The following is a 16,963-nucleotide window of genomic DNA, read 5'->3' as shown; positions in this document are numbered from 1 at the left end:
TGCCGCCCGTTATTTCCCGACGCTGACCTTGATCATCCGGTCGGGATTGGAAACTTCGCCATTGCCGCCCTGGCCGCGCTTGATCTTGTCGACATTTTCCATGCCGGACACGACCTTGCCGATGACGGTGTACTGGCCGTTCAGGAACGAGCCCTGATCGAACATGATGAAGAACTGCGAATTGGCGGAATTCGGATCCTGGCTGCGGGCCATGCCGACGGTGCCGCGTTCGAAGGGCACCTTCGAGAATTCGGCCGGGATGTTGGGCAGGTCCGAACCGCCGGTGCCGACACGGCGCGCGTCAAAACCCTTGGCCATGTTCCCATACTGAACGTCGCCGGTCTGGGCCATGAAGCCATCGATCACGCGGTGGAAGGCAACATTGTCATACTTGCCGTCGGCTGCAAGCTTCTTGACCTGGGCAACATGCTTCGGCGCCACATCCGGCATCAGCTGTATGACCACCGGACCATCCTTCAGCTGGATGGTCAGGAATTCGCTGGCAGCGGCAAGCGCGCTCGAGGCGAAGGATGCAGCGGCGAGTGCGCCGGCCAGGGCAAAGGTGACAAGTTTCATGCGGGAACTCCGTGTTTCAAAATGCGCTCAGCGCTTCAGCTTCCGGTTCAGGGCGTCGAGAACGGGAGACGGCACGAAGGCCCTGACGTCACCGCCCATGGCGGCGATCTGGCGAACCAATGTGGCCGTAATGGGCCGCGACGCCGTGCCGGAGGGCAGGAAAACGGTCTGGATGTCCGGCGCCATCTGCGCGTTCATGCCCGCCATCTGCATTTCGTAATCGAGATCGGTGCCGTCGCGCAGGCCGCGGATCAAAAGCGTCGCGCCATGTTCGCGCGCCGCCTGCACCACCAGCCCGTCGAAGGCCACCACATCCAGCATGGCCGCCCGTTCCGGCAGCACGGCCTCCAGTGACAGACGGATCAGGTCTGCGCGTTCCTCGAAGGAAAACATCGGCACCTTGCCCGGATGAACGCCGATCGCCACCGTCAGCCGGTCGGCCACGTTCAGCGCCTGGATGAGCACATCCAGATGGCCGTTCGTCATCGGATCGAAGGATCCCGGATAGAAGGCTGTCCTCATTGCACCTCGCCTGACGGTCTGCACGCCTTGTGTCACGGACGCCCGCCGCGTGCAAGCGGTGAGCCCAGGTGAACGGCGGATGAATGACCCGTTCAAGGCCGTTTCAGCCCCCGCATGTTGTTATCGACCCATCGAAACAGGGGTACCGCCCCAAGCCGAGAGGAGAAAAAACAATGCTTGTCATCATGATGCTGACAGCCGCCGCCCTCTCGCTCGTGGTGGAGATCCTGTTCCTCGATCCGCAGCCGCGCCCAAAACCTTACCGAATCCTGAACGCCAGATGAACGGCGCTTTCAGGGAGGCTTCAGAGGCGTTTCTGTAAGTCGTAGTCACGATAACAGGGAACCCAGCGACGCGATCCGCGTTCTGGTCAGCGAAGAAGGAAGTTGGAAATGTTCGCCAAGAGAAAAACGGTCATGCCCGACACGATTACCATGATCAACGTGGTATGGACGGCCGTGATCGCAGTCATGATGACTGCTACCGTGACGCTCTACCAGGGGAAGTCCAACCCCACCAGCGCACAGTTTACCCAGATGACCGGCCACGTGGTGGAGCAGCCCTACTACTGAGGTCGGCATCGATGAAAGGAGTTCCGATGTACGTTACGATGATTGTGCTTGCCGGTTCCATCAGCACCATGTTCGTCGCATCCGTGAGCTCCACCATCGCAGACCTTCGTCGCGAACGGCAAAATCTCCGTGATTTTGCCCGCAGGCACAGCGCGTTCTGATGACATGAGGAACCGGCAGATGCCGGTTTTGAAAACAAACAGCCGGCGGCTCTCGGGCCCCGGCTTTTTTCATGCCGCGGTTTCAGCATTTCAAGTGCAAAAAGCGCTTGACGGCAAAAGCATGACCCTCGCCTCTTCCAGACATGAAAAAGGCCGCGTCTCTTTCGAAGCGCGGCCTTTTTCATATTGTTCGTTTGCCGCAGCAGAGGCTGCAAGCGGTGGGCCGGGCCTTACTCGGCCCCGGCCCCGCCCTCGCCTTCCGGCGCGGCTGCGCCGGGATCGCCGGTTTCCGTGGTCACGTCTTCCGGCAAGCCGCCTGCCTCGTCATCGCCTTCCGGCTCGCTGATGCGCTCGACGGACACCACCTTCTCGTCCTTGGCGGTGGAGAAGATCGTGACGCCCTTGGTGGCGCGGCTGGCGATGCGGATGCCGTCGACCGGCACCCGGATCAACTGGCCGCCATTGGAGACCAGCATCAGCTGATCCTTGTCATCGACCGGGAAGGCGGCGACCAGCTCGCCGATTTCCGCTGTCTTCGAGGTGTCGGTGGCGCGGATGCCCTTGCCGCCACGACCCGAGGTGCGGAAATCGTAGGACGAGGAGCGCTTGCCGAAGCCGCGTTCGGAGATCGTCAGGACGAACTGCTCCTGCGCCTTCAGATAGTCATAGCGCTCGTCGCTGAGCTGACCCTCTTCGGTCACCTCTTCGCCGACGAGAGCGATGTCCTCTTCATCGACGCCGGCGGCACGACGCTCGGCGGCCGAACGCTTGAGATAGGCAGCACGCTCCCAGGGCTCCGCATCCACGTGGCTGACGATGGTCATGGAGATCAGGCGGTCGCCGTCCGCCAGCGTGATGCCGCGCACACCGATCGAATTGCGGCCGGCAAACACACGCACATCATCGACGGGGAAGCGGATGCACTGGCCGAGCGCGGTGGTCAGCAGAACGTCATCACCCGGCAGATTGAGTTCCGGGCTCGGCGGCGAGCAGGTTTCGACCGACAGAATCTCGTCGCCCTCTTCCTCCAGCTTCATGGCGATCTTGCCGTTGCGGTTGACCTGGATGAAGTCGGAGAGCTTGTTGCGACGCACGGTGCCGCGCGTCGTGGAGAACATCACGTCGAGGTTCTCCCAGCTCTTTTCGTCCTCGGGCAGCGGCATGATGGTGGTGATGCGCTCGCCAGGTTCCAGCGGCAGCATGTTGATCAGCGCCTTGCCGCGCGATTGCGGGGTGCCGATCGGCAGGCGCCAGACCTTTTCCTTGTAGACGATGCCGCGTGAGGAGAAGAACAGCACCGGCGTGTGGGTGTTGGCCACGAACAGGCGGGTGACGAAATCCTCGTCGCGCGTCGCCATGCCCGAGCGGCCCTTGCCGCCGCGACGCTGTGCGCGATAGGTGGTCAGCGGCACGCGCTTGATATAGCCGAGATGCGAGACGGTGACGACCATTTCCTCGCGGGCGATGAGATCCTCATCGTCCATGTCCGGGCCGCCATCCATGATCTCGGTGCGGCGCGGCGTGCCGAACTCGTCGCGTACGGCGGTCAGCTCATCCTTGACGATCTGCTGGATGCGCAGGCGCGAGGAGAGAATGTCGAGATAATCGCTGATCTCGGCGCCGATCTTGTTCAACTCATCGGCGATTTCATCGCGGCCGAGCGCCGTCAGGCGGGCCAGACGCAGTTCGAGAATGGCGCGCGCCTGCTCTTCCGAGAGATTGTAGGTGCCGTCCTCGTTGATGCGGTGGCGCGGATCGTCTATCAGGCGGATCAGTGACTCGACATCATGGGCCGGCCAGCGCCGCTCCATCAGCTGCTCGCGGGCCGTCTGCGGGTCCGGCGCGCGGCGGATCAGGTTGATAACTTCATCGATGTTGGCGACCGAAATGGCGAGGCCCACCAACACATGGGCGCGCTCGCGCGCCTTGCGAAGAAGATACTTCGTGCGCCGGCTAACGACCTCTTCCCGGAAGGTCACGAAGGCCTTCAGCATGTCGATCAGAGTCAGCTGTTCCGGCTTGCCGCCATTCAGCGCCACCATGTTGCAGCCGAACGAGGTCTGCAGCGGCGTGTAGCGGTAGAGCTGGTTCAGGATCACTTCGGCATTCGCATCGCGCTTCAGTTCGATCACCACGCGATAGCCCTGGCGGTCGCTTTCGTCGCGCAGGTCGGAAATGCCTTCGATGCGCTTTTCGCGCACCAATTCGGCAATCTTTTCAATCATCGTCGCCTTGTTCACCTGGTAGGGAACTTCGGAAATGATGATCTGCTCGCGGTCGCCGCGCATCGGCTCGACCCGGGCCTTGCCGCGCATGATCACCGAGCCGCGACCGGTCTCATAGGCGGCCTTGATGCCGGAACGGCCAAGGATCAGCGCGCCTGTCGGGAAGTCGGGACCCGGAATGATCTGCATCAGCTCCGGCAGTTCGATGGCCGGATTGTCGATGATGGCGATGCAGCCGTCGATCACTTCGCTGAGGTTGTGCGGCGGAATATTGGTGGCCATGCCGACGGCGATACCGCCCGCGCCATTGACCAGAAGGTTCGGAAACTTAGCCGGCACAACAACGGGTTCCGACAGCGTGCCGTCGTAGTTGTCGCGGAAATCGACGGTTTCCTTGTCAAGGTCGTCGAGCAGCGAATGGGCCGCCTTCTGCAGGCGGCATTCGGTGTAGCGTTCGGCCGCCGGCGGATCGCCGTCAATCGAGCCGAAATTGCCCTGACCGTCGATCAGCGGCAGACGCAGCGACCAGTCCTGCGCCATGCGCGCCAGTGCATCATAGATCGCCGCATTGCCGTGCGGATGGTATTTACCCATCACGTCGCCGGTCACGCGGGCGCATTTGACGTATTTCTTGTTCCAGTCGATGCCCAGTTCGGACATGCCGTAGAGGATGCGACGATGAACCGGCTTCAAACCGTCGCGCACATCGGGCAACGCGCGGCTCACGATCACGCTCATGGCGTAATCGAGGTAGGAGCGCTGCATCTCCTCCATGATGGAAATAGGTTCGATGCCGGGAGGCAGCTTTCCGCCGCCGGGGGTGCTCTGCTCAGTCAAATCGGATACGATCTCTGTTCGGAATCAGTTGTTTCTTTATAGCGGAAGGGCAGCGCAAACGCCAATTTGCGGGCCGGTTTTAAACAGACTTTTGCGCCTTCGGGATGCGCCGGGGCCATTTGGCGCAATGAAGCCTTTCCTTCATGGATGTGTTCTATCAATGTGGAGCCATTGCGGCAAGCAAGCCGGGGCAGCCAAGCGAGAGGAGGTCCGTTGATGACCAGCGCCGACAGCATCATGAGCGCCTTCACGACACTTCTCGTCACGCTCGATCCGCCGGGACTGGCGCCAATCTTTCTGGGGCTGACGGCGGGGCTCGATACCGCCCAGCGGCGGCAGGTGGCGCTGCGCGGAACCCTGATCGCCTTTTCGATCCTGACGGTCTTTGCCCTGTTCGGCGCCGGTATTCTCTCCGTACTCGGCATTTCCATGGGCGCGTTTCGCATTGCCGGCGGCCTGCTTCTGTTCTGGATCGCCTTCGAGATGATCTTCCAGCGCCGCAATGACCGCAAGGAGGAGACCTCCAAGGTGGCAATCACCATCGATCACATCCAGAATATCGCCGTCTTTCCTCTGGCCCTGCCGCTGATTGCGGGGCCGGGCGCGATCTCCGCTACCGTGCTTCTGGCCGGCTCCTTCGCTGCTCCGCTTGATCGGGCGCTCCTGATCGTGATGCTGGCAATCGCCATGGGAACGGTGCTTGTGGCGCTGATGGTGGCGCAGCGGCTCGATCGCTTTCTCGGCGTCACCGGCCGCGCACTTCTGACGCGTCTGCTGGGGGTGCTGCTCGCCGCCCTTTCGGTGCAGTTCGTCGTCGATGGAATCCGCTCTGCCTTTGCCCTCTGACAGTTGGCTGCAACCACACCATAACTCGCCCTCGTCGTTGCTTGCCGCCCGCGTGTGTGGTGGCAGAGTCTCACCCGTCCTGCCCCTTTGCCTGCAATCGAAGACCTTCCGACATGACGCTACTCTCCCGTCTCGACCGCTTCCTGCCTTCGCCGATGCCTCTCAGCCTGCGCGAGCGCATCCGTGCGCCGCTTGGGGCTCTCGCCGGCATCGCGCTGACGGCGGCCGGTGGTCTGCTTGCCCTCAGGCAAGGCCTGCCTGCGCCGGCCCTGATTGCGCCGATGGGTGCCTCTGCGGTCCTTGTGTTTGCGGCACCCGCCAGTCCGCTGGCGCAGCCATGGTCCGTTCTCGGCGGAAACGGCCTCTCTGCGGTCGTCGGGGTCGCTGCGGCCATGCTGGTACCGGATGCCCTGTTCGCCTCGGCGCTTGCCGTCGCTCTGGCGATAGCCGTCATGACGGCCTGCCGCTGCCTGCATCCGCCGGGCGGCGCTGTGGCGCTGACGGCCGTGGTCGGTGGTGCGGCGGTGCGCGAACTCGGCTTCGGCTTTGCGCTCTGGCCCGTCATCGGCAATTCCCTGCTGCTGCTCGTCGCGGGACTTTTATTTCACCGCCTGACGGGCGGTGTCTATCCGCACCGGCTGCGACCGTCGGCGCGTTCCCACGCGACAGCGGATCCTGCCCCGTTCGCCCGCATCGGCTTTGCCAGCGAGGATCTCGACGCGGTGCTGAAGGATTATGACCAGTTTCTCGATGTCGACCGCGGCGATCTGGAAACCATCCTGCGGCGCACCGAACTGCGCTCCTATCGCCGCCGCGCCCGGCACGTGGAGTGTGCCAGCATCATGTCGCGCGACGTGGTGGCCGTCGCGCCGGATACCAGCCTGCGGGAGGCGCATGAGCTGATGCGCCGGCACCGGTTCCGCGCCCTGCCCGTCACCGACGACCATGCGCGGGTGGTCGGCATCGTCACGCAGACGGATTTCCTGCACAAGCCGCGCTGGGTGGCGGGGCGCCCGCGCATCGCGTTCGGACAACGCCTGCGACTGATCCTTGCCGGTGCCAGCGCGCCAAACGATACGGTCAAAGACATCATGACCTCGCCGGTCAGGACCGTGCGACCGGACACGCCGATTGCCGATGCCATCATCGCCTTTGCCGAAGGCGGACTTCACGACATGCCCGTGGTGCGCGACGACAGCCGACTGGCCGGCATCCTCTCGCAATCCGATGCCCTTGTCGCCATGCTCGAAGACAGAAAGGCCGGCGAAAGCAGTGCTTCGCCGGCCACCGTGAACCCGTAAAACGGATCGATCAGAACGGAATGTCGTCGTCCAGATCGCGGGCGAAACCACCGCCACCGGACGAGGCGCCGCCGCGGCTGGAACCGGAACCGGAGGACGGGCCACCGCGATCATAATCGTCATAGCCGCCGCCGAAATCGCCGCCGCCGCTGTTGCCCACATTGCGACCGCCGCCATAGCCGGCATTGCCGCCGCCCATGCTCGGGCCATCGCCGCCGCGACCGTCCAGCATGGTCAGCGTCGAGTTGAAGCCCTGCAGCACCACTTCCGTGCTGTAGCGGTCGTTGCCGTTCTGGTCCTGCCACTTGCGGGTCTGCAGCGCGCCTTCGATATAAAGCTTGGCGCCCTTCTTCACATACTGCTCGACAACCTTGCAGAGGCCCTCGTTGAACACCACAACCGTGTGCCACTCCGTCTTTTCCCGGCGTTCGCCGCTGTTGCGGTCGCGCCAGGTTTCGGACGTCGCGATGCGCAGGTTGGCGATCGGCCGGCCGTCCTGCGTGCGACGGATTTCCGGATCCGCCCCGACGTTCCCGACCAGGATTACCTTGTTGACGCTGCCAGCCATCTCATCACCTTGTCTGCCGCCATCACGCGGCACTTCAATTCCGTTGGATGAAGCAGTGTAAACCATCCCTCCCGCCCGCAGGAAAGGATGCTGCCTTAATCCACAGGCAAATTTGTTCTTTATTTGTTCTAGTATTCCGCTATGATCCTGTCAACAGCCTGCTGCGTAGGAGCGAGTCGAAGCCCGGATCTTGCGGCAGTCTTGCCTCGACAGAAGCCACCGGATCACTAAATAAGGGGCTTGTCCTCCCAAAGAGCTTTTCACGATGAGCGAACTCAAGACGATTTCCATTCGCGGCGCCCGCGAGCATAACCTCAAGGGCATCGATCTCGATCTGCCCCGCAACAGCCTGATCGTGATGACCGGCCTTTCGGGATCGGGCAAGTCCTCGCTGGCCTTCGACACGATCTATGCGGAGGGCCAGCGCCGCTATGTCGAAAGCCTGTCGGCCTATGCCCGGCAGTTTCTCGAGATGATGCAGAAGCCGGATGTCGACCAGATCGACGGCCTGTCGCCGGCGATCTCCATCGAGCAGAAGACCACCTCGAAGAACCCGCGCTCGACCGTCGGCACCGTCACCGAGATCTACGACTACATGCGCCTTCTCTTCGCGCGCGTCGGGGTGCCTTATTCGCCGGCCACGGGACTTCCGATCGAAAGCCAGACGGTCAGCCAGATGGTCGACCGCGTGCTGGCCTTCGAGGAAGGCACCCGCCTCTATATTCTCGCGCCGATGGTGCGCGGGCGAAAGGGCGAGTACAAGAAGGAACTCGCCGAGCTGATGAAGAAGGGCTTTCAGCGCGTCAAGGTGGATGGCCAGTTCTACGAGATCGCGGAGGTCCCGGCGCTCGACAAGAAGTACAAGCATGACATCGACGTGGTGGTGGATCGCGTCGTGGTGCGTCCCGATGTCGGTGCGCGCCTTGCCGACAGTCTGGAAACCTGCCTGACGCTCGCCGATGGCCTGGCTGTGGCGGAATTTGCCGACAAGCCTCTGCCGCCGGAGGAAACGGCGGCCGGCGGTTCGGCCAACAAGTCGCTGAACGAAACCCACGAGCGGGTGCTGTTTTCGGAAAAATTCGCCTGCCCCGTTTCCGGTTTCACCATTCCGGAGATCGAGCCGCGGCTGTTCTCGTTCAACAATCCCTTCGGCGCCTGCCCCACCTGCGACGGTCTGGGGGCGCAGCAGAAGGTGGACGAGAACCTGATCGTCCCCGAGCAGGATCGCACGTTGAAGGACGGCGCGATCGCGCCCTGGGCCAAATCCAGCTCGCCCTATTACAACCAGACGCTGGAGGGGCTCGGCAAGGTCTTCGGCTTCAAGCTCTCTGATCGCTGGTCAAAGCTGTCGAAGGAGGCGCAGAAGGCCATCCTGCACGGCACCGAGGAGAAGATCGAGTTCAACTATGCCGACGGAGCCCGCTCCTACAAGACCACGAAGACCTTCGAGGGCATCGTGCCGAACCTGGAGCGCCGCTGGAAGGAGACCGACAGCGCCTGGGCGCGCGAGGAGATCGAGCGCTACATGTCGGCCGCGCCCTGCCCCGCCTGCGGCGGCTTTCGCCTGAAGCCGGAGGCGCTGGCGGTGAAGATCGACCGCCTGCAGATCGGCGAAGTCACCGACATGTCGATCAAGGTGGCGCGCGACTGGTTCGAGGCCCTGCCGGACAAGCTGACGGCGAAGCAGAACGAGATCGCGGTGCGCATTCTCAAGGAAATCCGCGACCGCCTGCGCTTTCTGAACGATGTCGGTCTCGATTATTTGAGCCTGTCTCGTTCTTCCGGCACGCTGTCGGGCGGTGAAAGCCAGCGCATCCGGCTCGCCTCGCAGATCGGCTCGGGCCTGACCGGTGTTCTCTACGTGCTGGATGAGCCGTCGATCGGTCTTCACCAGCGCGACAATGCACGCCTGCTCGACACGCTGAAGCACCTGCGCGATATCGGCAACACCGTGCTGGTGGTCGAGCATGACGAGGATGCGATCCTGACGGCCGATTACGTCGTCGATATCGGCCCCGCCGCCGGCGTGCATGGCGGCCAGGTGGTGGCGGCCGGCACGCCGAAGGAGGTGATGGCCAACCCGAAATCACTGACGGGCAAGTATCTCTCCGGCGAACTCGGCGTGGCGGTGCCGGCCGAGCGGCGCAAGCCCAAGAAGGGCAAGGAAATCAAGGTTGTCGGCGCGCGCGGCAACAATCTGAAGAACGTGACGGCTTCGGTGCCGCTCGGCCTGTTCACGGCGGTGACCGGCGTGTCGGGCGGCGGCAAGTCCACCTTCCTGATCGAGACGCTCTACAAGGCGGCGGCCCGCCGCGTGATGGGCGCGCGCGAAATTCCGGCCGAGCACGAGCGGATCGATGGCCTGGAATTCGTCGACAAGGTCATTGATATCGACCAGTCGCCGATCGGGCGCACGCCGCGCTCCAACCCGGCCACCTATACCGGCGCCTTCACGCCGATCCGCGACTGGTTCGCGGGGCTGCCGGAGGCCAAGGCGCGCGGCTATCAGCCGGGCCGCTTCTCCTTCAACGTCAAGGGTGGCCGCTGCGAGGCCTGCCAGGGCGACGGCGTCATCAAGATCGAGATGCACTTCCTGCCGGACGTCTACGTGACCTGTGATGTCTGCCACGGCAAGCGCTACAACCGCGAAACGCTCGACGTCACCTTCAAGGGCAAGTCGATCGCCGACGTGCTGGACATGACGGTGGAAGAAGGCGTGGAGTTCTTCTCCGCCGTGCCGGCCGTGCGCGACAAGCTGCAGGCGCTGTTCGAGGTGGGGCTCGGCTATATCAAGGTCGGCCAGCAGGCCAATACGCTGTCCGGCGGCGAGGCGCAGCGCGTCAAGCTCGCCAAGGAATTGTCGAAACGCTCCACCGGCCGCACGCTCTACATTCTCGATGAGCCGACCACCGGCCTGCACTTCCATGACGTCGCAAAGCTTCTGGAAATGCTGCATGAACTGGTCAACCAGGGCAATTCCGTGGTGGTGATCGAGCACAATCTGGAGGTCATCAAGACCGCCGACTGGATCATCGACATCGGCCCGGAAGGCGGCACCGGCGGCGGCGAGGTTGTGGCCATCGGCACACCGGAGGATGTGGTCAAGGAAAAGCGGTCCTATACCGGCCAGTTCCTCAAGAAATTGCTGGCACGACGGCCGGTGAAGAAGGTCGAGGCGGCGGAGTGATCCGCCGTCTCCCGTAGATGTCGACATTTCGAGATGCGGGGCGTGCATGAATGCTTGCGCGTCATCGTCCCACGGGAGGCTTGTCATGACCCAATCCGGCATCATCCGTACCGGCATCGGCGGCTGGACCTTCGATCCCTGGGAGGGCCGCTTCTATCCGGAAAAGCTGCCGAAGAAGCGGCAGCTGGAATTTGCCAGCCGCGAATTGACCGCCATCGAGGTGAACGGAACCTATTATTCCAGCCAGAAGCCCGAAACCTTTGCCAAATGGGCGTCGGACGTGCCGGACGGTTTTGTCTTTTCGCTGAAGGCGAGCCGCTTCTGTACCAACCGCAAGGTTCTGGCCGAGGCCGGGCCGTCGATCGAAAAGTTTCTCGGCCAGGGCATTGCCGAACTCGGCCCGCATCTCGGCCCCATCCTCTGGCAGTTCATGGGCACCAAGAAATTCGAGCCGGAGGATTTCGAGGCTTTTCTCGCCCTGCTGCCGCCGTCGCTCGACGGTCTGCCATTGCGGCATGTGGTGGAGCCGCGGCACGAGAGCTTCTGCACGCCTGACTTTGTCGAACTGCTGGCGAAATACAAGGTGGCGGCCGTCTGTGCCGATCACGCCGACTATCCCATGTTTGCCGATGTTACGGCGGATTTCGTCTATGCACGTTTGCAGAAGGGCAGTGATGAGGTTGCCACCTGCTATCCGCCGGAGGCGGTTGCCGGCTGGGGCGAGCGCCTGAAGGTCTATGCGTCGGGCGAGGTGCCGCCCGACCTGCCGCTCAACGCTCCGGGTCGGCACGCGGAAAAGAACCCGCGCGATGTCTTTGCCTTCTTCATCACCGGCGGCAAGGTGAATGCGCCGGATGGCGCTCGCCTGTTGCAGAAGGCGGTCGGGTGATGGGCGCGACGGAGAATGCCGCCGCTTCGGCAGAGGCAGACCTGCATGTGGCTCCGGCCGGCAAGGAGCATTTTGCCGCGCTGCGCGCCGTGGAACTCGCCGCCTTCGAGACGTTGCGGCGTGCGGGCGCCGTGTCCGGCGAACCGGCCGCCAGCAGCGCTCTAGAACTGCAAGCCTATCTCGATGCGGGGTTTCTCGTCGCCGCCTTTGCTGGCGCAAAACCCGTTGGCTATGCCGGTGGCACTCTTCTGGAGGGCCGGCTGCATGTCGGCGAAATGGATGTTCATCCGGATTGGCAGCGCCGCGGCATCGGCCGGCGGCTGATGCAGGCGCTGCTGGCGCAGGCAATGTCCCGGGGGCTTTGCGGCGCTTCGCTGACGACGGATCGTCTTGCGCCATTCAACGCGCCTTTTTATGCAAACCTCGGCTTCCGTATGGTGGAAGGTGCTGCCGTTCCGGAGAGACTTGGGCAGATCCTCGACAGCGAAAGGTTGAAGGGCCTCGATCCCGCCCGGCGTTGTGCGATGCTGCTCGACTTTGCCGGATAAACCGGTCAGCCGGCATGCATGGAAAGAGCCTCGAAGGGTCTGACCTGCTGCACCAGCGTTTCCGCCGTCATGCCCGGCCCTCCATGAACGGCAGCAGCGCCATGCAACCATACACCGGCGGCGGCGGCCTCGAAGGCCGGCACGCCCTGCGCGAGAAGCGCGCCGACGATACCGGCCAGCACGTCGCCGGAACCGGCGGTGGCAAGCCAGGGCGGCGCATTGTCATTGATGAGAATGCGTCCATCCGGTGCCGCGATCACCGTATCCGCCCCCTTGCAGACGATCACGCCGCCGGATCGTTCTGCGGCCGCCAGCGACCTTTCGGGCTTGCCGCGCCGTCCGTCGGCGGAAAGATCCGGGAAAAGACGCCCGAACTCCCCCTCATGCGGCGTGAGCACCAGGCGTGCAGGGCCTGTCCGAAATAGCGCAAACAGATCCTCAGGGCAGGCCGCGAAGGAAGTGATGGCATCGGCATCCAGCACCAGCGGACGCTTCGACAGCATAGCGACGAACTGCCTTGCCCGCTCGCCCACACCAAATCCCGGGCCGATGACGAAGGCGGAGAGCTTGGCCGCCTGCAGCCATTGGCCCAGCGCCTCCGTGTCGTCAATCGGTCGTACCATCACTGCGGTCAGCGTCGCTGCCAGCGTGGGAAGCGCACCAGACGGGGCTGCTACGGTGACCAGCCCTGCCCCGGCATTGAGGCCGGCGGTTGCGGAGAGACGGGCGGCCCCGGTTTGCGCGGCAGGGCCGCTGAAGACCGCGAGATGGCCCCGCCGATACTTGTGGGTTTCGCCCTGAAGCCTTGGCATGGTTTTTCCCCACACGGCCGGTCCGTTCAAGGCCATCTGGCCGGCCTCCGCCGCAACGATGCGGCGGGGAATTCCGATATCGAAAACCTCGATCGTGCCGCACAGGTCGCGTCCCGGCATCAGCAGATGACCGGGCTTTTTCGTCATGAAGGTGACTGTCCGCTCGGCCCGGAAGGCGCTGCCGAGAACCAGCCCGCGCGCGCCGCAGAGACCGGAGGGAAGATCAACGGCAAGCACCGGACATGCCGCGTCAGCCACCCGCGTAATGATATCGGCCACCGCCTGCGGCACATCGCGTGACAGGCCGGCGCCGAAGAGCGCGTCGATCACCACGTCGCCGGGGCGCGGCCGATAGTCTGCCAGCGGCTGGCCTGGGATCGGACAGAGATTGAAGGCAAGGCGCGCGTCTGCCGGCAGTCTGTCGGGGTCGCCGAGCACGTGCACCACCACGTCCGCGCCGGCCTGACGCAGCGCCCGCGCAGCCACATAACCATCGCCGCCATTGTTGCCGGGCCCACACAGCACGGCAAAACGCAGCGCTGACGCATAGGCCTTCAACGCGGCCGCAGCCACCGCCTGCCCTGCGCGCTCCATCAGGCCGAAGGAGGAAAGGCCGGATGCTGCCGCTGCCGCATCGACGCGCGCCATTTCACCCGGTGTCAGAAGAGCTGTCGCATTTGAAAGCATATGGCCATTGAAACGGACCGGTCTTAAAACGCAAGCGGATAATTTATGGCAATTATGATTATAAAATATGCATTTGACGACAAATTGCGCATTATGTCTTGCCATCAATTTGGTCATGTTATCCCGCCGCACCGTCACGCCCGCGACGCCTCTTGCAACCGGTCGCGGGAAACCCTAGCCTGCCTTCGGGATCACAAAGGCGGAGGAGGCCTTGCCGCAAGTCACGGGATTTTCCGGCAAAGCCCGTCCCTGTTTGGCACGATACCTGCATCATGATGGGCGATCGGGTATGGGCCCGTTCCCAAGGGAGAAGCGGAGAGACATTTTCTCATGAAAAAGATCGAAGCGATCATCAAGCCTTTCAAACTCGACGAAGTTAAGGAAGCGCTTCAAGAGGTCGGACTGCAGGGGATCACGGTAACGGAGGCCAAGGGTTTCGGCCGCCAGAAGGGGCATACGGAGTTGTATCGCGGCGCCGAATACGTCGTTGATTTCCTGCCGAAAGTGAAGGTCGAGGTCGTGCTGGCCGACGAGAACGTCGATGCCGTCATCGATGCCATCCGCAACGCCGCCCAGACTGGACGCATCGGCGACGGCAAGATATTCGTATCCAACGTCGAGGAAGTTGTGCGTATCCGCACCGGCGAAACCGGCGTCGACGCAATCTAGACAAATCCGGCTGCAAAGAACCGGGTATCGGCATCACCTCATAATATCCAAGGGAGACACCATGACGACCGCAAGCGACATCATGAAACAAATCAAGGAGAACGACGTCAAGTTCGTCGATCTGCGCTTTACCGATCCGAAGGGCAAGCTGCAGCACGTGACGATGGACGTTTCGGCGGTCGACGAGGACATGTTCGCCGATGGCGTCATGTTCGACGGCTCCTCCATTGCTGGCTGGAAGGCCATCAACGAGTCCGACATGGTGCTGATGCCGGACCCGGCCACCGTGCACATGGACCCCTTCTTCGCGCAGTCGACCATGGTCGTCATCTGCGACATTCTCGATCCGGTCTCTGGCGAAGCCTATAACCGCGATCCGCGCGGTACCGCCAAGAAGGCCGAAGCCTATCTGAAGGCGTCGGGCATCGGCGACACCGTCTTCGTTGGCCCCGAACCGGAATTCTTCGTCTTCGACGACGTCAAGTACAAGGCCGATCCGTACAATACCGGCTTCAAGCTTGATTCCTCCGAACTGCCGTCGAACGACGACACCGATTACGAGACGGGCAATCTCGGCCACCGTCCGCGCGTCAAGGGCGGCTATTTCCCGGTTCCGCCGGTCGACAGCCTGCAGGACATGCGCTCGGAAATGCTGACGGTTCTCGCCGAAATGGGCGTGGTCGTGGAAAAGCACCACCACGAAGTGGCATCCGCCCAGCACGAGCTTGGCGTGAAGTTCGACACGCTGGTGCGCAATGCCGACAAGATGCAGATCTACAAGTATGTCGTGCACCAGGTTGCCAATGCCTATGGCAAGACGGCCACCTTCATGCCGAAGCCGATCTTCGGCGACAACGGTTCGGGCATGCACGTGCATCAGTCGATCTGGAAGGACGGCAAGCCGACCTTCGCCGGCGACGAATATGCGGGCCTGTCGGAAAGCTGCCTCTACTATATCGGCGGCATCATCAAGCATGCCAAGGCCATCAACGCCTTCACCAACCCCACGACCAACTCCTACAAGCGTCTGGTTCCGGGTTATGAAGCACCGGTTCTGCTGGCCTATTCGGCGCGCAACCGTTCGGCCTCCTGCCGCATTCCGTTCGGCTCCGGCCCGAAGGCCAAGCGCGTCGAAGTGCGCTTCCCCGATCCGGCCCAGAACCCCTATCTCGGCTTTGCCGCCATGCTGATGGCCGGCCTCGACGGCATCAAGAACAAGATCCATCCGGGCAAGGCCATGGACAAGGATCTCTACGATCTGCCGCCGAAGGAACTGAAGAAGATCCCGACCGTCTGCGGCAGTCTGCGCGAAGCCCTCGACAGCCTCGACAAGGATCGCAAGTTCCTGACCGCCGGCGGCGTCTTCGATGACGACCAGATCGATGCCTATATCGAACTGAAGATGCAGGAAGTCATGCGTTTCGAAATGACCCCGCATCCGGTCGAATTCGACATGTACTATTCGGCCTGATCGGCCGCAGCGGTCGCCTCGGCGACCTCCAGATCCCGAACCGGCAGGCACGCCTGCCGGTTTTTCTTTGGGCCGGCCTCAGGGAAGGACGGTTGCCTGAACACCAGACCGGAGACCCTTGCCATGACGGATGCCGCAGGCCGGCCAAGCGCCATCGACTGGGTTCTCCTTCTGTCCGCGCCCGTTTTCTTCTCCTCCAACCTGATCTTCGGGCGCGGCATCACCGGAGAAATCGGCCCCTTCATCACGGCCTTCATCCGCTGGATGGGCGCGACGCTGCTGATCCTGCCCTTCGTCATCGCAGACTGGCGCGGGCTCTTGGCCTTCGTGCGCCACCACACGCTGCTCTGGCTGACGCTTGGCATTCTCGGCATGGGCATCTGCGGCGGCTTCGTCTACTGGGCACTGACGCTGACCACGGCTTCCAATGCGACGCTGATCTATACGACCTCGTCCCTGTTCATCATCCTCTTCCAGTGGCTGTTCCAGGGGCGCCGGCTGGTGCTGCGGGAGGTTGCCGGCATGATCATCGCCTTTTGCGGCGTTGCCACCATCGTGCTGAAGGGTGATGTCGCAGCACTCATGCATCTCATCTTCAACATCGGCGATCTCGGCATCCTGCTGGCCGCCATCGCCTTTGCTGCCTATTCCATGCTGCTGCGGCGGCCGGCCATTCGCGGCATTGCGCCGTTCTCCCTGTTTGCCCTTCTGGCAGCTGCCGGTGCCGTGGTGCTGTTTCCGCCGGCGGCGATCGAGGTGCTTGCCGGCGCCCCCTTGCCCCATACCGGTGGTGCATGGGTCAAGCTTTCAGGCATCATCCTGTTCGCTTCGGTTGCCGCTTTCTATTCCTTCCAGCATTCGGTCATGGTGTTCGGCGCGGCGCGGGCCGGTGTTACCCTTTACCTCATGCCGCCGGTCTCGATCGTCATGGCCGTGCTGTTCCTTGGCGAGCGCTTCGAAGCCTATCATGCGCTTGGCATTCTGCTGGTCACCGGCGGAGTTGTGCTGGCGACGACACAAATCCGCCAAGTTGCTGAAGCCAAAGCATGATTTCGCTTGTGGCTGGACTTGCCCTCTTGATGTCAGTTTTGT

General features: G+C 62.8%; 14 protein-coding genes. 8 read left to right on the top strand and 6 right to left on the bottom strand.

From position 1 onward, the window contains the following. Positions 1-9 precede the first annotated feature (9 nt). The 4 genes from FNA46_RS03175 to FNA46_RS03160 all read right to left on the bottom strand — a co-directional run bounded on the left by FNA46_RS03175 (position 10) and on the right by FNA46_RS03160 (position 5,132). On the bottom strand, positions 10-576 hold the full coding sequence (locus tag FNA46_RS03175) for a peptidylprolyl isomerase (RefSeq protein ID WP_142880893.1): 567 nt from the start codon (positions 574-576) through the stop codon (positions 10-12). A gap of 27 nt (positions 577-603) precedes the next feature. Continuing rightward, entirely contained in the window at positions 604-1,098 is a 495-nt protein-coding gene (gene coaD, locus FNA46_RS03170) for a pantetheine-phosphate adenylyltransferase (RefSeq protein WP_142880892.1), read from the bottom strand. A gap of 963 nt (positions 1,099-2,061) precedes the next feature. Next, entirely contained in the window at positions 2,062-4,893 is a 2,832-nt protein-coding gene (gene gyrA / locus FNA46_RS03165; protein WP_142880891.1) for a DNA gyrase subunit A, read from the bottom strand. Beyond that, entirely contained in the window at positions 4,890-5,132 is a 243-nt protein-coding gene (locus tag FNA46_RS03160; RefSeq protein ID WP_142880890.1) for a hypothetical protein, read from the bottom strand. The genes gyrA and FNA46_RS03160 overlap by 4 nt, the downstream gene beginning before the upstream one ends. Between FNA46_RS03160 and FNA46_RS03155 the strand changes: the two genes are divergently transcribed. Both FNA46_RS03155 and FNA46_RS03150 read left to right on the top strand, forming a co-directional pair. Beyond that, complete coding sequence (locus FNA46_RS03155) at positions 5,110-5,739, top strand: MarC family protein (protein WP_142880889.1); 630 nt, start codon at positions 5,110-5,112, stop codon at positions 5,737-5,739. The two genes, FNA46_RS03160 and FNA46_RS03155, sit on opposite strands and share 23 nt — an antisense overlap. Positions 5,740-5,852: 113 nt before the next feature. After that, entirely contained in the window at positions 5,853-7,040 is a 1,188-nt protein-coding gene (locus FNA46_RS03150) for an HPP family protein (RefSeq protein ID WP_142880888.1), read from the top strand. A gap of 10 nt (positions 7,041-7,050) precedes the next feature. Here the strand turns inward: FNA46_RS03150 and FNA46_RS03145 are convergent, their stop codons facing one another. Continuing rightward, entirely contained in the window at positions 7,051-7,608 is a 558-nt protein-coding gene (locus FNA46_RS03145; protein ID WP_142880887.1) for a single-stranded DNA-binding protein, read from the bottom strand. Between the two features lie 265 nt (positions 7,609-7,873). On the opposite strand from FNA46_RS03145, the gene uvrA reads away from it, so the two are divergent. From uvrA to FNA46_RS03130, 3 genes are all read left to right on the top strand, one after another. Further along, the gene (gene uvrA, locus FNA46_RS03140; RefSeq protein WP_142880886.1) at positions 7,874-10,795 is read left to right on the top strand and encodes an excinuclease ABC subunit UvrA; all 2,922 of its coding nucleotides are present in this window, start codon (positions 7,874-7,876) and stop codon (positions 10,793-10,795) included. Between the two features lie 85 nt (positions 10,796-10,880). Beyond that, entirely contained in the window at positions 10,881-11,684 is an 804-nt protein-coding gene (locus FNA46_RS03135) for a DUF72 domain-containing protein (RefSeq protein WP_142880885.1), read from the top strand. Next, positions 11,684-12,232 (top strand): GNAT family N-acetyltransferase, encoded by a 549-nt coding sequence (locus FNA46_RS03130; protein WP_142880884.1) that lies wholly within the window; start codon positions 11,684-11,686, stop codon positions 12,230-12,232. Before FNA46_RS03135 ends, FNA46_RS03130 begins: the two co-directional genes overlap by 1 nt. 5 nt (positions 12,233-12,237) lie before the next feature. Here FNA46_RS03130 and FNA46_RS03125 read toward each other — a convergent pair whose 3' ends face one another. Next, positions 12,238-13,731, bottom strand: coding sequence for an NAD(P)H-hydrate dehydratase (locus tag FNA46_RS03125; RefSeq protein WP_142880883.1), 1,494 nt, complete (start codon positions 13,729-13,731; stop codon positions 12,238-12,240). A gap of 330 nt (positions 13,732-14,061) precedes the next feature. Between FNA46_RS03125 and FNA46_RS03120 the strand changes: the two genes are divergently transcribed. From FNA46_RS03120 to FNA46_RS03110, 3 genes are all read left to right on the top strand, one after another. Next, positions 14,062-14,400, top strand: a complete 339-nt coding sequence (locus FNA46_RS03120; protein ID WP_062554525.1) for a P-II family nitrogen regulator — start codon at positions 14,062-14,064, stop codon at positions 14,398-14,400. A gap of 61 nt (positions 14,401-14,461) precedes the next feature. After that, positions 14,462-15,871 carry a type I glutamate--ammonia ligase gene (glnA, locus tag FNA46_RS03115; protein WP_142880882.1) on the top strand — a complete coding sequence of 470 codons (1,410 nt, stop codon included), beginning with the start codon at positions 14,462-14,464 and terminating at the stop codon, positions 15,869-15,871. A gap of 123 nt (positions 15,872-15,994) precedes the next feature. After that, positions 15,995-16,921, top strand: coding sequence for a DMT family transporter (locus tag FNA46_RS03110; RefSeq protein ID WP_142880881.1), 927 nt, complete (start codon positions 15,995-15,997; stop codon positions 16,919-16,921). The last annotated feature ends 42 nt before the right edge of the window (positions 16,922-16,963 follow it).

Source organism: Affinirhizobium straminoryzae (assembly GCF_007004135.1).
GTDB classification, from domain to species: domain Bacteria; phylum Pseudomonadota; class Alphaproteobacteria; order Rhizobiales; family Rhizobiaceae; genus Neorhizobium; species Neorhizobium straminoryzae.
The sequence above is the reverse complement of the archived record's forward strand: the minus strand, read 5'-3'. Positions and strand labels throughout refer to the sequence as shown.

Bases quoted from the DNA above. Each gene is read 5' to 3' on its own strand.
- uvrA (WP_142880886.1), top strand. From the start codon at position 7,874: ATGAGCGAACTCAAGACGATTTCCATTCGCGGCGCCCGCGAGCATAAC.
- FNA46_RS03110 (WP_142880881.1), top strand. From the start codon at position 15,995: ATGACGGATGCCGCAGGCCGGCCAAGCGCCATCGACTGGGTTCTCCTT.
- FNA46_RS03130 (WP_142880884.1), top strand. From the start codon at position 11,684: ATGGGCGCGACGGAGAATGCCGCCGCTTCGGCAGAGGCAGACCTGCAT.
- FNA46_RS03155 (WP_142880889.1), top strand. From the start codon at position 5,110: ATGACCAGCGCCGACAGCATCATGAGCGCCTTCACGACACTTCTCGTC.
- FNA46_RS03160 (WP_142880890.1), bottom strand. From the start codon at position 5,132: ATGATGCTGTCGGCGCTGGTCATCAACGGACCTCCTCTCGCTTGGCTG.
- FNA46_RS03175 (WP_142880893.1), bottom strand. From the start codon at position 576: ATGAAACTTGTCACCTTTGCCCTGGCCGGCGCACTCGCCGCTGCATCC.
- FNA46_RS03145 (WP_142880887.1), bottom strand. From the start codon at position 7,608: ATGGCTGGCAGCGTCAACAAGGTAATCCTGGTCGGGAACGTCGGGGCG.
- glnA (WP_142880882.1), top strand. From the start codon at position 14,462: ATGACGACCGCAAGCGACATCATGAAACAAATCAAGGAGAACGACGTC.
- FNA46_RS03135 (WP_142880885.1), top strand. From the start codon at position 10,881: ATGACCCAATCCGGCATCATCCGTACCGGCATCGGCGGCTGGACCTTC.
- coaD (WP_142880892.1), bottom strand. From the start codon at position 1,098: ATGAGGACAGCCTTCTATCCGGGATCCTTCGATCCGATGACGAACGGC.
- FNA46_RS03120 (WP_062554525.1), top strand. From the start codon at position 14,062: ATGAAAAAGATCGAAGCGATCATCAAGCCTTTCAAACTCGACGAAGTT.
- FNA46_RS03150 (WP_142880888.1), top strand. From the start codon at position 5,853: ATGACGCTACTCTCCCGTCTCGACCGCTTCCTGCCTTCGCCGATGCCT.
- FNA46_RS03125 (WP_142880883.1), bottom strand. From the start codon at position 13,731: ATGCTTTCAAATGCGACAGCTCTTCTGACACCGGGTGAAATGGCGCGC.